Origin of the sequence: Lysinibacillus sp. FSL L8-0126 (assembly GCF_038630385.1) — a bacterium.
Taxonomy (GTDB): domain Bacteria; phylum Bacillota; class Bacilli; order Bacillales_A; family Planococcaceae; genus Lysinibacillus; species Lysinibacillus fusiformis_D.
Genome location: NZ_CP152028.1, coordinates 3,321,030 through 3,335,035 on the forward strand (window position 1 = coordinate 3,321,030; position 14,006 = coordinate 3,335,035).

Annotated in this window: 19 protein-coding genes; 17 read left to right on the forward strand and 2 right to left on the reverse strand. The window is 36.4% G+C overall.

Annotation, left to right across the window (positions count from 1 at the left end):
• Positions 1–11: 11 nt before the first annotated feature.
• From efp to MHI34_RS16205, 15 genes are all read left to right on the forward strand, one after another.
• The gene (gene efp, locus MHI34_RS16135) at positions 12–569 is read left to right on the forward strand and encodes an elongation factor P (protein ID WP_036116812.1); all 558 of its coding nucleotides are present in this window, start codon (positions 12–14) and stop codon (positions 567–569) included.
• Between the two features lie 203 nt (positions 570–772).
• Complete coding sequence (locus MHI34_RS16140; protein ID WP_036116814.1) at positions 773–1,777, forward strand: nitronate monooxygenase; 1,005 nt, start codon at positions 773–775, stop codon at positions 1,775–1,777.
• Positions 1,778–1,866: 89 nt separating this feature from the next.
• Positions 1,867–2,076 (forward strand): hypothetical protein, encoded by a 210-nt coding sequence (locus MHI34_RS16145; RefSeq protein ID WP_012295089.1) that lies wholly within the window; start codon positions 1,867–1,869, stop codon positions 2,074–2,076.
• Between the two features lie 5 nt (positions 2,077–2,081).
• Complete coding sequence (locus MHI34_RS16150; protein ID WP_036116820.1) at positions 2,082–2,459, forward strand: hypothetical protein; 378 nt, start codon at positions 2,082–2,084, stop codon at positions 2,457–2,459.
• A gap of 12 nt (positions 2,460–2,471) precedes the next feature.
• Complete coding sequence (locus MHI34_RS16155; RefSeq protein ID WP_036116822.1) at positions 2,472–3,383, forward strand: stage III sporulation protein AE; 912 nt, start codon at positions 2,472–2,474, stop codon at positions 3,381–3,383.
• 267 nt (positions 3,384–3,650) lie between these two features.
• Entirely contained in the window at positions 3,651–4,010 is a 360-nt protein-coding gene (locus MHI34_RS16160) for a hypothetical protein (protein ID WP_244504886.1), read from the forward strand.
• The gene (locus MHI34_RS16165; protein WP_036116826.1) at positions 4,011–4,565 is read left to right on the forward strand and encodes a SpoIIIAH-like family protein; all 555 of its coding nucleotides are present in this window, start codon (positions 4,011–4,013) and stop codon (positions 4,563–4,565) included.
• 200 nt (positions 4,566–4,765) lie between these two features.
• A complete protein-coding gene (accB, locus tag MHI34_RS16170; RefSeq protein ID WP_036116828.1) occupies positions 4,766–5,269 on the forward strand; it encodes an acetyl-CoA carboxylase biotin carboxyl carrier protein in 504 nt (167 codons plus the stop codon).
• A gap of 14 nt (positions 5,270–5,283) precedes the next feature.
• Positions 5,284–6,651, forward strand: coding sequence for an acetyl-CoA carboxylase biotin carboxylase subunit (gene accC / locus MHI34_RS16175; protein ID WP_089934541.1), 1,368 nt, complete (start codon positions 5,284–5,286; stop codon positions 6,649–6,651).
• Positions 6,652–6,703: 52 nt separating this feature from the next.
• Positions 6,704–7,096 (forward strand): hypothetical protein, encoded by a 393-nt coding sequence (locus tag MHI34_RS16180; protein ID WP_058844024.1) that lies wholly within the window; start codon positions 6,704–6,706, stop codon positions 7,094–7,096.
• A complete protein-coding gene (locus MHI34_RS16185) occupies positions 7,024–7,749 on the forward strand; it encodes a site-specific integrase (RefSeq protein WP_342503665.1) in 726 nt (241 codons plus the stop codon). The genes MHI34_RS16180 and MHI34_RS16185 overlap by 73 nt, the downstream gene beginning before the upstream one ends.
• 569 nt (positions 7,750–8,318) lie before the next feature.
• Positions 8,319–8,531, forward strand: a complete 213-nt coding sequence (locus MHI34_RS16190; RefSeq protein WP_342503666.1) for a hypothetical protein — start codon at positions 8,319–8,321, stop codon at positions 8,529–8,531.
• A 74-nt stretch (positions 8,532–8,605) separates the two neighbouring features.
• Complete coding sequence (locus MHI34_RS16195; RefSeq protein WP_342503667.1) at positions 8,606–8,818, forward strand: hypothetical protein; 213 nt, start codon at positions 8,606–8,608, stop codon at positions 8,816–8,818.
• Between the two features lie 372 nt (positions 8,819–9,190).
• On the forward strand, positions 9,191–9,592 hold the full coding sequence (locus MHI34_RS16200) for a hypothetical protein (protein ID WP_036122743.1): 402 nt from the start codon (positions 9,191–9,193) through the stop codon (positions 9,590–9,592).
• Positions 9,593–9,861: 269 nt separating this feature from the next.
• The gene (locus tag MHI34_RS16205; protein WP_342503668.1) at positions 9,862–10,626 is read left to right on the forward strand and encodes a hypothetical protein; all 765 of its coding nucleotides are present in this window, start codon (positions 9,862–9,864) and stop codon (positions 10,624–10,626) included.
• An 832-nt stretch (positions 10,627–11,458) separates the two neighbouring features.
• On the opposite strand, the gene MHI34_RS16210 is transcribed toward MHI34_RS16205, so the two are convergent.
• The gene (locus MHI34_RS16210) at positions 11,459–11,767 is read right to left on the reverse strand and encodes a hypothetical protein (protein WP_271910251.1); all 309 of its coding nucleotides are present in this window, start codon (positions 11,765–11,767) and stop codon (positions 11,459–11,461) included.
• 105 nt (positions 11,768–11,872) lie between these two features.
• Between MHI34_RS16210 and MHI34_RS16215 the strand changes: the two genes are divergently transcribed.
• Positions 11,873–12,199: a nucleoside triphosphate pyrophosphohydrolase gene (locus tag MHI34_RS16215; protein ID WP_036122750.1), complete on the forward strand. Its 327-nt coding sequence runs from the start codon at positions 11,873–11,875 to the stop codon at positions 12,197–12,199.
• Between the two features lie 125 nt (positions 12,200–12,324).
• Positions 12,325–12,735: an Asp23/Gls24 family envelope stress response protein gene (locus MHI34_RS16220; protein WP_036122753.1), complete on the forward strand. Its 411-nt coding sequence runs from the start codon at positions 12,325–12,327 to the stop codon at positions 12,733–12,735.
• A gap of 99 nt (positions 12,736–12,834) precedes the next feature.
• On the opposite strand, the gene MHI34_RS16225 is transcribed toward MHI34_RS16220, so the two are convergent.
• Positions 12,835–14,004 carry an MFS transporter gene (locus MHI34_RS16225; protein ID WP_058844027.1) on the reverse strand — a complete coding sequence of 390 codons (1,170 nt, stop codon included), beginning with the start codon at positions 14,002–14,004 and terminating at the stop codon, positions 12,835–12,837.
• Positions 14,005–14,006 lie beyond the last annotated feature (2 nt).

The following is a 14,006-nucleotide window of genomic DNA, read 5'->3' on the forward strand; positions in this document are numbered from 1 at the left end:
GAGGAACACAAATGATTTCAGTAAACGATTTCCGTACAGGTCTAACAATTATTGTTGATGGCCAATTATACCGCGTGTTAGATTTCCAACACGTTAAACCAGGTAAAGGTGCTGCGTTCGTGCGTTCTAAATTACGTAACCTACGTAACGGCTCAGTGAATGAAAAAACATTCCGTGCTGGTGAAAAAGTAGAGAAAGCACAAATTGATAACCGTAAAATGCAATACCTATATGCACAAGGCGACGAGCATGTATTCATGGACTTAGAATCTTACGAGCAAACTGAACTTGCTTCAGCTGCTATTGAATATGAATTAAAATTCCTAAAAGAAAATATGGAAGTGCATATTCAATCTTACCAAGGTGAAATGTTAGGTATTGAATTACCAAATACTGTTCAATTAGAAGTTACAGAAACAGAACCAGGGATCAAAGGAGATACAGCTTCAGGCGGTACAAAACCTGCTACACTTGAAACAGGTCTAATCGTACAAGTACCTTTCTTCGTTAACCAAGGTGATGTTTTAATCGTTAACACAGAAGAAGGCTCTTACGTTTCTCGTGCTTAATAATTAATAATAGCCAACCTACTCTTTAAAAAAAGGGTAGGTTTTTATTTTTTTCTTATACATATCCTGCCAAACATTTCATTTAATGTGATAATAGATAGAAGCACGTACTCTTTTTTACTAAGAGTCCATCAAGATTCTATCATCAGATAGATGGTCATTGCTGGGAGAATTGTTTACAATAATCGTAAGGAGTGAAAGGTATGCTACAAACATTTGATATGACATATCCCATTATTCAAGCACCAATGGCAGGCGTGACATCCCCAAAATTTGTGGCGGCTTGCGCTGAGGCTGGGCTATTAGGCTCAATAGGAGCGGGCTACTTAGATGGTGCACAAACAAAGCAATTTATTCAGGAAGTAAAGAAGTTAACAGCAAAGCCCTTTGCGGTCAATCTGTTTGTTCAAGAAGAACCAAAAATTGATATCGAGGTTTTACAACAAGCCCGTATGGCACTACAACCTTTTTACGATGAACTAGGATTATCACCTGTACAAAGTGTTGTTTCGAAGGAAGTGTTTGCAGGTCAAATTCAGGCGGTGATCGAGGAACAGGTAGCAATTTGTTCATTTACATTTGGGTTGCCCTCTCCAGAGGTTCTGCAGCAATTAAAAGACAATGGTATTTATACGGTTGGTACCGCTACGACAGTAGAGGAAGCTATACTAGTAGAACAAGCAGGAATGGATGCAGTTGTACTACAAGGAGGAGAGGCTGGCGGTCATCGAGGCTCCTTTTCGGCCCCACTGCAATTAATACCGTTATATGATTTACTACAACAAGTAGCTGGACAAATTGCGATTCCTATTATCGCAGCAGGTGGACTTGTGACGAAAGAGGATATTCAAAGGGCGTTAAAGGGCGGGGCACAGGCTGTTCAAATTGGTACAGCGTTACTAGTGGCAGATGAATGCGAAATTTCGCCACTTTATAAAAATGCTGTGTTAGCTTCGAAAGAACAGCAAACAACGATTACGCTCGCCTTTACGGGTAAACCAGCAAGAGGCTTAATGAATGACTTTACAAAACGTATGAAAGATGCGATAGTAGCTCCTTATCCATTACAAAACTATTTAACGACTACCATTCGTAAAGAAAGTGCCGAGCAAGGTAATGCGGAATATTTATCGATGTGGATGGGCGAAAAGAGTTATCTCGTACAGCAAACTGGCACTGTCAGAAGCATTGTAGAAAAGCTTCTATAAATTTTATCAATAAAGATCTCTATACATATGTATAGAGGTCTTTTTTTTGGTAGAGCGACATATATTGCTGTACACGAGGGGGCGTAGGAATGGAATTACAAGACGTATTAAGAGTTGCTGGAGTGGGACTAGTCGTTGCGCTTCTTCATGTTTTCTTTGATCAAACAGGGAAGAAGGAGTTTTCATTTTTCCTCTTTTTCATTGCCTACTTATATATGACAGCAGAATTACTTCGATTTTTACGTCTATTTTTTAATGAGATTTTAACATTCTTCCAATGGCTTACATCTTCCGGGTAATGTAAATGGAAATTGTGATTGTTGCTGTTGTCATGCTGCTTTTATTATTGCTGATAAAAGAAGTTATACAGCCACTCCATGCGCTAATAAGTGTGATGTTTTCGTTCTTGCTTTTTGGCATGTTGTTCTCGACACTTTTAATGCCTTTCGTCAAACAGCTGTTAGAAACACTTGCCTTTTTACCTTATGCGAAAGCTATTTTAATCAGTGCAAGTATGTTCTATGTCGGGCAGTGGATGTCTTTACTGCTGGCAGAACATAATTATAAGGTGCTCGGGAACATCGTTTTTGCTGCAGTAAAAATCGTGATTTTGTTGTATTGGTTCAAAGAATTTTTGGCTGTTTTACAGGAGGTGTCGGCCATTTTAAAAAGGCTAAACTAAGGAGCGAAGCCATTGCAGGAGCAAATACTATCGTTTTTAATCGACCCATTCTTTCTCTTGCTAAAGATGACGCTCATGCTTTGCAGCTACGTCATCATTGTTTTGATTGTGAACATGGTATTACCAGAATTTGAAAAAGGGACAAGGATACTCTTTTTTCTGATTGTTTTAGCAACGATTGGTCCAGTTGTAGTTAAGTCTTTTACATTAATTGATGAAATTGCACAAGGACTAGCCCATCTATTTACAGCATTTTATCCCATTTTAACTTCAAGCTTTCTTCTATCAAGTAGTATTACAGCGATTGCTTCCTGGCAGCCTTTTTTACTGTTTTTTGTACAAGTCCTGACCATTATTAGTAGTAAGTGGCTTATTCCAGGTGTGCTTTTAGCCATTGTCTTTGATGTGTGCAGTGTCATAGTCAAGGAAATTTCTTTTACACGAATCGCTGAGTTGATTCGTTTTACGATTATGAGTATCGTTTCTGCCTCCGTTATTTGCTATATTCTGTTGATGACTGCAGGTGGTGTGGCAGCATTTAGTGTCAATGCTGCTGTAGCGGAACCCGTCAAAAAATTAATTGAGGAAAATATTCCAGTTGTTGGGTCTTTTATTGTAGACAGCTTTTCAATGTTTCAGCATATGACACAATTTACATCTTCACTTACTAGTATTAGTGCCTTTATCGCCGTCATTACAGTGTCCTTTATCCCAACTGTACAGCTCGTTGTCAGTGCTTATTCATTAAAATTGTTGGCGGCTATTTTAGAACCAATCGCCTTTGATGATATTTGTAGACTACTAGAACAAATTAGTAAATCGCTATTTACATTATGTGCTGTATCATTTCTCATTGCTTTTTCATTTATGTTTTCTTGTTTTTTCCTCATTGTATTCGTACAAGTGATGGCAGGGGGGAGATAGATTGATTCTTTTATTGGCATTGCTCTTTGTATGTCAGATATTTGTGTTTCTAACGGATGATAAGGAAATAATTTCACTAACAAAATTGGTCATCACGTTAGTATTTTTGCAATTGCTATTAAAGATTCCATTTATCAATTCATAGGAAGAAACAAGCGTACATACACTTGAAAAAGAGAAGATGAAGGGAGGCAATGTACAAGTGATGTGGAAAAGACACGAAAAAAAACAACGTCATTGATGGTTTTAATTTTGATAGCTGCCTCCATGGGAATATTCATCATTTTACCTATGTATCAGACGAATTCAACAAGCGACAAAGGTTCACCACTCACCAATGAAGAAAAACTTGAACAAACTTTGAAGTCAATGCAAGGTGTTGGGGAGGTTAAAGTCTATTTTTATTATGGAGAGATGACAAATGACCAAGAGGCCAATAAACTATTCAGCCAATATTTTCGAGGGACTGAGCAAAGCGCGAAAAACGTAACAGGAATGCTAGTTGTTTCAGAAGGTGCATCCGATATCTTTGTGAAAAATGAAATTCGTGCAGTCGTCAGTCAAGTGATGCAGTTACCGATTCATCGAATCATAATCGTTCCGATGGAAAATAAGGAGGAAAAGTAAATGCGCGTACGTAGAAGAACAGTTTGGTTTATGACATTATTAAGTTTAGTAGCAGTCATTTCAGTGTATTATTTGGTTGATCCAGCAAAACAGTTCAATGGTCTAACTATTTTTACAGATGATACACTACAACAGACAGCTGTCACAGGCGTTACTGATAAAGAAGCGACAAATGATATCACACAAGAAGTATCTTCACCGAGTCACTTATTTGAAGAAATGCGTATGCAGGTAAGTGATGAGAGAAGTCAGCTACGTGAACAGTTAACGCAAAAAATTGCTGCAGAGGAATCCTCTGCTGAAGAAAAAAATGAGGCATTTAATGAAATGGATGGTCTGATTAAACGTGAATCAGCCGAAGCAATGCTTGAAATGCTTGTTAAATCATTAGGTTATTCAGATGCGTTTGTTCGCGCTGAAGGGGAAAAAGTTTCTGTTACAGTGATGGCTGAAGAATTGTCAAAAGCACAAGCAAACGAAATTATTTACTTGGTGAAAACAGAGATGGAAGGCGCAAATGATGTGCAAGTAAAGTTTAGTGCAAATAATTATTAAAAAATATAGAAAAAAATAAATATTTAGTTAATTTGAAAATAGTTGTTATATATCAGCGTTATGAAAAGGCTTTCGTTTAGTAAAGGAAAGCCTTTTATTTTGTTCATATTTACTTAATTTTCATTTAACTATTTCAAATTGATACGAAAAAATATAGAATAGTTATTGTAGTAGATTTTATTTCATAAGGAGAGTTAGAAATGTTCAAAATTCAAGAAATTCGTGAAATTATTAAATTAGTAGATTCTTCTTCAATTGACGAGTTTGTGTACGAAGTAGATGGCGCAAAAGTAAAACTAAAAAAGAATAATGTTATTGTTACAGAAACTGTAGCACCTAAAAAAGAAGTAGTAGCCCCTGTTGTACAACAATCTGCACCAGCAGAAGCTCCAGCAGTAACACCTGCACCAGCTAAAGTGGAAGAAGCTCCAGCTGCAGCTACATCAGCAACTAACGACCCTTCGTTACATAAAATTGTATCTCCGATGGTCGGTACTTTCTATCAAGCACCAAACCCAGATTCACCAGTTTACGTAAAACCAGGTGATAAAGTAGGAAATGAAACAATCGTATGTATCGTAGAAGCAATGAAATTATTCAACGAAATCGAAGCAGAAGTGCAAGGGGAAATCGTTGAAGTTCTTGTGAAAGATGGCGACTTAGTAGAATATGGCCAACCACTATTCCTTGTAAAAGCTGAGTAAGGAGTGCAAAACAAATGAAAAAAGTTTTAATTGCAAACCGCGGCGAAATCGCTGTGCGTATTATTCGTGCTTGTAAAGAGTTAGGCATTCAATCGGTTGCTGTCTACTCTGAAGCAGATGCGGACGCATTACATGTGAAATTAGCAGATGAAGCTTATTGCATCGGACCAAAGCTATCAAAAGATTCTTATCTTAGCTTCCCAGCGCTGCTTAGTGTAGCTGAAAAAACAGGTGCAGATGGTATCCATCCAGGATATGGCTTCGTATCGGAAAATGCTGATTTTGCTGAAGCTTGTGAAAACGCTGGCATTAAATTTATCGGTCCATCCTCTGATTCAATTAAAATTATGGGTATCAAGGACGTTGCACGTACAACAATGGAAGCAGCAGGCGTTCCACTTGTTCCTGGTACTGGTATTGTGCCAGATATCGAAACAGGTAAAGAATGGGCTGCTCAAATTGGTTATCCTGTCATCATTAAAGCAACTGCTGGTGGTGGTGGTAAAGGAATCCGTGTAGCTCGTACAGAAGAAGACCTTGTAAAAGGTATTGATATTACGCAAAAAGAGGCAGCTGCTGCATTCGGCAACCCTGGCGTATATTTAGAGAAATTCATCGAGTATTTCCGTCACTGTGAAATCCAAGTTTTAGCAGATGGCTATGGCAATGTAGTGCATTTAGGCGAACGTGACTGTACAGTTCAACGTCGTATGCAGAAACTAGTCGAGGAAGCTCCATCTCCAGCACTATCTTCTGAGCGTCGTGCTGAAATGGGTGCTGCGGCAGTAAAAGCGGCACAAGCATGTAACTACGAAGGTGCCGGTACAATCGAATTCATTTATGATTATCAAGAAGACAAGTTCTACTTCATGGAAATGAATACTCGTATTCAAGTGGAGCACCCAGTTACAGAAATGATTTCTGGTGTAGATCTTGTACAACAACAATTAAAAATCGCATCTGGTGAGAAGCTTCCATTCACACAAGATGATATTCAATTAAATGGTTGGGCTATTGAATGCCGTATTAACGCAGAAAATGCCTATAAAAACTTCATGCCATCAGCAGGAACGGTAGATACGTATGTAACGCCAGGCGGCTATGGTGTACGTATTGATTCTGCTGTCTATGCAGGCTATACAATCCCACCATATTATGATTCAATGGTAGCAAAACTCATTGTTCATGCGGATACACGTGAAGAAGCGATTGCGAAAATGAACCGCGCGCTAAGTGAATTCGAAGTATCTGGTCCTGGGATCAATACAACCATTCCATTCCACCAAGCACTCATGAACAATGACGTCTTCAAATCAGCACAATTCAATACGAAGTTCCTTGAAGAGAATGATGTATTGGGTGTAGCAGAAAAAGCAAAGTAAGCGTTCGCAATTTTAAAACCTTCTAACTTTTATTAGTTAGGAGGTTTTTTATTTGGCTAAAAAAGGTCAGCGTACAGGGATTTTTGATTTAGAAGATGTAACAGAAGCTATACAGCTACCAAGTTTTGAGGGTACGTTTAAAGAGAAAGATACGATACTGATTACTCCACCAAAGCTAATGATTGATGTAGCCGAATTACACGAGGGTAAGAAAGGTGTGGAAATTAATAATGCTTTGTTAATTGTGAAAGAGCAGATGCGTCTGTGCGTTCGTAAAGCGACGATCAGTGAATATATTTATACTTTTAAACGTTTAGTAGATGCAATGAAAATTGAATATGTAGATGACATTAAATTGGAGTCTATATTTGGTTGGCTTGCGAGCTTAGGGATATTTCAGATGTATCGAAACAAAGCCGTCTACGTGTCATTAAAGCTGTTTTAAATCGACTTTACGATAACGGATGGATAGAGAGAAACTTTTGGAAAGACGTTCGTATACGTGTTGATACCAAGATTAAACTTCCTGCTGATGAGAAGCAATTGTCAATCTTATTGTCATTACTTGATATGGGGAATTTCATTCAGTTTCGTGATGCGGTGGCTATACTGACTATATACAAGACAGGTATTCGAATGAACACGTTAATACAGCTAGAAGAGAAGCATATTGACTTTAAGACTAATTCATTGCTACTGACGGGTGACATTATGAAGAACCATGATGTATTGAAATTGCCATTCGATGACGAACTAGCACTGTATTTGAAACGTTTGATAACTCAAAATAATATCATTCGTAAACATTATAAGAAACGAAATGAAGTTGTGTTTTTAAGTAAGTTTGGTGATTCTCTAGATGTTGAAACAAAACCATGTGCAATTACTAAGAGGCTTTCTTACTATGCTAAGAAATACAAGTTAAACAATATCAGTGCTCATGCTATTAGAAGGTTGTACGCAACTAACTTAAGGAAGAAGGGGGCGGATGTTGTTTTAATTAGTAAGGCGCTTTCTCATAAATCATTATCAACCACAACGAGATACTTAGGGATAAGCTCTGATGATGTATTGAAGGGACTGAGGGATTACTTGTAGACTTACTACGGGTTATCCATGTAATCGAATCAAATTTAGGGGAGTACCTTTTCGCAATTCATTTAATAGTTAGTAATTATTTGTATGAGTGTAAAGGACTATTTATAGTATAAAGGTAGATAATGATAAGTTCTAAAGAACTATAAAATGTTTAAGTATTGTAATTTGTGTGATATAATTACTTTAATAACATTCTTATTTGATAAATGAATAAAAATATCAACTAAGAGGAGAATGACAAATAAACCCTAATATAAGTGCAGGTTTTAACTTGCACTTATATTTTATTAATGGATAGTTTTGTCACATTTCTAAAACACAATATATTAATAAATTAATTGTATTTTTGAAATGTGACAAAGTGATTTAGAGAAGATATTTTCGCTTTCGAAGAGCAAGAGTGGAGTAACGGACTTGTTCCCTGCTTCATGATGCTTCTGGAAACCGATTGATGAATTACAATAGTGTTGCATTTGCAGTGACGAAGTGAAGCGTAGGCACTAAGTCAAGGTAATACTGTTTAATTCGTCAATCGGAATAAACAATGAAAGGATAGTGGCAACAGGAGTTTGCAAAAGAATTATTATGATATTAAAGAAGAAGCAATTAAGCTGTCAATAGAACTAGGGGAAAGTGGTTCTGAGTTTGATAGTGCTTCTTGGAAAAATCGTGGGTGTCTAAAGCCTGATAACACGCTGAAGTCATTAATAAGTAAGTTAGAGCGTTACTTTGAAGAAGTGAAATCTAACGGGCATAGGGGGAAAAACGCAGATATACATTAATTGGGCTTAGGGATACACCATTACCAAAAATAGATAATCGTAATGGACGCAAAATGGAAGAGGAAGCTATTTTATTGCCTTACGTGATTAAGCAATTGAATGAATTAGCTTCAAGTGGAAAGTATGAGACTACCTATAAAGAGTTAGCAAAACAAAAATTCTTTTTAACAGAAAATAGTCAACAGAAACTTGTTTTCGTAAATGAGCTTTTTTCCACACTAAAAGATACAATTATTCCAAAGGAGAAGGTAAGGGGAATTGCTAACAAACTTTGGGAATCGTATTAATTAAATCTTGTCAGCACTCTTAAAAATCTTTTGGATTCTTTGAAAAAACAAAAGTATATCTCAATAACTTCAATATACAAAGCTAGATATGTTTCCGTAGGTAAAGAGAAAGATTATGCTTACTATACTTTAAGTCCCTTGGAAATAAAGGAGTTAAAAAGTCTAGAGGAGCAGGTAGTACAATCCTATGGAATGGAGTATAAAGCTTATCAAAAGTATTTTGTCTTATATCATGTACCTGATTAAATCTTAGCAGTTAGAGAAGAAGTTTCTGAAGCTGTTAAGGAAAAGTTAGGAATTGAGCGGTATTATAAAGCAATTGAGATTGAAATTCTTGGTGATTTCATTTCATGTGAGTCTCAAAGCGATAGTGTGATAGCAAGAGCATGTTTAGAGCGTTTCTCAAGGCTGTTAATCGATAAAGTGAAGAAACCGACTTATGAAAATGGACTTTCTTATGATAAAAAATTTCATTATCTAGCTCATTTGGTCTTTATGAAGGTAATGAATCCAACTATTGAGTATGATGAACTTTTAAACGATGAATGGAGTAAAGTTAATTCAAAGGTATCAGAGCTTAAGGAATATTATAAGGATTATCCTGATGAATACACACTTTTAGTAGCCGAGCATGAGGCTACTAAAAGTGCTAACCTAACAGATGAAGAATACGAAGCAATGGTTCGAAGAGCTTTTATTAGTGAGCTAATTCCTTCAGGTTTTGGTAACCATGGACAGGTAGAGTTTAATCAAGAACAGTTGGCACATCATTAATTGGTGTACTTTTTCTGTTGCCAACTTCTCAGAACTGCTCTTAGACGATTCGAGAAACAGCTAGATAGATACTTGGTTACATAGATTGCTTTAAGGTCGTTCGTCTTCTAGTAGCTAAATGATTTCGCATAGTTTTATACCGAAATATTCTGATGAACTTAGGTTATCGATATTAAAGATGGAACTATTTTGATATTTTAATACTTATATGGCAATAAGTGTAGTAAAATAGTCTTGTAGTCCATAGTATTAGTTTTGGGGGAATTAAATTGCGGAAAAACAAAGTAAATGTTGTGAAAGTAAGTAATCAATACAAAAAGCTTATAATGTTAACATTATGCCTATTAACTCTTGTTGGTTGTACTAATGAAGAAACTAAAAAAAAGTTAGAAGAAAATGAAGAATTAATTGAAACTAAGCAAACAGAAGAAATTTCAGTCGAAGACCAAAAGCGTCAAGAAAAAGCTGAAACAGTAGAAAAAAGCATTGTTAAGCTTATCGAAGAAGAAAATTACTTAGATGCAATTACTCATTATAAAAATACGTTTATTCAAACTGCTGATAGTGAAATCAAACCAACAGAAAAAACAATTGAACTATATAATCTTGCTGTTCAAAAATATTTTGAAAAAGCCGAAACGTTCGATTATTACGATTACATCCTTTTATCTTTAGATATGGAAAAGTTAAATGAAAATGTTACATCACTTATATATCAAAAGTTCTCAACAGATATAGAAGAAATTGAAGCATTTATACAAAAAGGGAAAGATGAAACTCGTGAAAGAATTGCAAACTATAAAGCTGAACGTGCTGAGCGAGAAGCAAAAGAACAAGCTAAGAGAATTGAAGAAAGCAAAAATCGAGTATACATAGGAATGACAAAAGAGCAGGTACTTGCTACAAATTGGGGTGAACCCGATGATATTAACAGAACAATTACTTCATATGGAACATCGGAACAATGGGTGTATTCAGCTTACGGGAAATATTTATATTTTGAAGATGGAATATTGGTGACAATACAAGGTTGAGGTTTGGGAATTAGCATAGTATTAAAATGATTTGAAGGTAGAGCAAACAGCTCTATCTTTTTTATTTTCCCTGTTAGAAGTCCATAGTCACGCTACAAGATACTTTGATGAAGCAATGACATATTGGGGTTGACAGTTTCAATGGGACTTCATGAGAGCCATACTAGAGGTGGATAGGAGCAAAGGAAAACATTCCGCACGCACTTCGAAGCATGTCATGACGACATAGAATGAGCGTACATTGATTGAACAGATTTGATATATGATTTCTTATCAGCAAACCTAATTAATGGTTTGCTTGTTGATTGCGAGTGGTAAAAATAGTAACTTTGTATTATATGAGAAAAATATATTTTGAATTAATTTGATGTTAAAGGGGATTTGAAATGTCAAAGAAATGCAATAAATGCGGAGAAACAAAAGCCCTTGTAAGAATGGTCAAGTAAACAAAAGCAACTTATTCTACTATATGTAAGGATTGTTTAAACACTTCAAGACGAAAAAACCCTTACCATTGAAACCTAGAGATGGTTACAAGTATTGCGCTAAATGTAATAAAGAAAAAGTTTTAGAAGAATTTAATGTACGTTTCATTAACCATCATCGTACATTAATAAAGAAAGAGATTTTAGAGGAAAAAAATCCTATGTATGGCAGGCGAAGATTTGGAGAAGAAAACCCGAACTACAAGCCATATAAAACGGAGGAAGAAAGAGAGAAAGGAAGATTAATAGAGGGATACGGAATTTGGAGAAAGTATGTTTATAGTCGTGACAATTACACATGCCAATGTTGTTTTGATAATAAGGGTGGAAATCCAGTTGCGCATCATTTAGACGGTTATCATTGGTATAATGAGGGAAGAACAAATGTAGCAAATGCGGTAACGTTGTGTAATGGTTGTCACACTAAATTTCATTCTCTTTATGGGAACTTTAAAATAAGGTCCATAAACTTGTGCTTTTTCCCAATCAAAAGTAGTCAATTGATTTAGTGAAACGATTTTTGAGCCACCATTAGCTTGCTCCATTATATTTTTTGCGAGCAAGGTATCTTCAGTAGCTCTATTTCCTAATAATAAAATAAGCATTGTAAAAATAATGACAGCCGCCCCAATACCCAACAACCATTTTCGTAACATCCTACACCTCTATTCTGAAACTATTTCTATATTATAGAAATGATACTATATAATAGAAGTTGGTGATAGTACAAAACTTTTGGATGAATGGGAGTTAATCAATAGATGCCTGTATACAATAAGCTTGTGAGAGATAAGATTTTAGACATTATTCAAGCGAAGGGTTTATCTTATCATGCGCGAGCCCTAGAATCTAATGAGCTATTGAATGCAATAAAAGCTAAGATGATAGAAGAAGCATCAGAATTTCATGACGCAAAAGATAGACAAGCAAATATGGAGGAGCTAGCGGATATACTTGAGCTTATTCATGCAGCCATAAGAGTGTTAGGTGTAAGCTATGAAGAGCTAGATGCGACTCGTGAGTATAAGAAAATAATACGTGGTGGATTTGAAAATGGGGTTTACCTAATAGATGTCGAGGATCAATAATTCCAATTCAACGATTCTATCGATAAATTAAAACGGCTTTCGACAGCCAAACCTTCCTTTTTATAGTATAATGAACGTAAGTACAGCACTTGTTTGTGATGTGTAAGGGAAAGGATGATATTTGTATGGCAGAGAAAGTAGGACAATCTTTCGTACAACCAACACCTTCTGGAAAAGAAGAGCTTGGAAAAATTGAGGTAGCAGCAGAGGTGATCGAAGTTGTAGCTGGGATTGCTGTCAATGAAGTTGAAGGCATTGCTGCAACTCGTGGAAATATTGCGACGGGTGTCGCTGAACGTTTCGGTAAAAAAGTACACAATAAAGGCATTAAATCAGGTGTAACGGAAACTGGCGAAATTGCTATTGATGTATTTTGCTCTGTGAAATATGGATATGCCATTCCTAAGGTAGCGAAGGAAGTTCAAACCCAAATACGACAAGCTATTTTGAATATGACAGCACTAGAAACAGCAGAAGTGAATGTGCATATTACAGGAATTCATTTCGAAAAAGAAGAAACAGTAGTACATGAATAAAAAGAAGGATTGCCCAACGATGATTTGTTCATCGCAAGGGCAATCCTTTTTTAGGAGGATTCTCTAGGATTCATTTGTATAGGTGTGTATCGTTCATTTTTATAATTCGATATGCTTTGGCTTTCTCCAGAATAATGCAAGAATGACGCCAAGCACTAAGACGATTGTGGCAAAATAGTATGGATAGTTCAGGTTCACATCGAACAATATACCACCTAAGATAGGGCCGAAAATATTACCAAGACTTGTAAACATAGAGTTCATTCCACCAACAAATCCTTGTTCATTTCCAGCGATTTTTGATAAATAGGAAGTAACTGCAGGACGAATTAAATCGAAGCCTACGAAAATAAAGAATGTAACAAATAAGATGGCAAAATAATGATTCACTATCGTCATGGCGAATGTTAAAACTGCTGAAAGGATTAGTGAGTAACGAATAACATTAATTTCGCCCATTTTCTTTGTCAGCCAATCAAATAGTATTAATTGAGCCAAGGCACCTACAATACCACTTCCTGTAATGATAATGGCGATATCAGATGGTGTGAACGCAAATTTGTGATCGACGAATAAGCTAAATAGCGATTCGAATGCAGCGAGGCCAAATGACAGAACGAAAATAAGAATGAATGGAATGAAGTAGAGCGGGCTAAAAACTCGCTTGACACTACCAACAATAGATGGTGCCGATTCTTCATTGTCTGTAGCACGTGTCGGTTCTTTTAAAAACATAAATGACAGGATAGCCGCGAACAGACCAAGTACTCCAGCTGCATAAAATGGTACACGTGTACCATATTCAGCTAAAAAACCACCGATGCCAGGACCGATTATAAACCCTGTGCTGATGGCTGCACTCATATAACCAAGTGCTTTTGGACGCTGTGCCAATGTTGTAATATCGGCAATATAGGCAGTTACGGCTGGCATAATGAAAGCTGCACTCACGCCACCTAGCATACGGGAGACAAAGAGTATTTCAACTGAACGACCAAAGCCGAATAAAAACTCTGAAAGTCCAAAAATAAAAAGACCTGCAACAATCATAATTTTGCGGCCAATATTATCGACAAGCTTACCAGCAATTGGTGATGCGATTAATTGTGTGATAGCAAAGGCTGCCACCATATAACCAACGACAGAGCCCGAAATATGAAGCTCATTCATAATCGTTGGTAAAACAGGGATGACTAAGCCAATCCCTAAAAAGGCAATGAAAAGATTAGACAGTAAAATGGCTAAAGTTATATTTTGTTTCTTGCTCATAA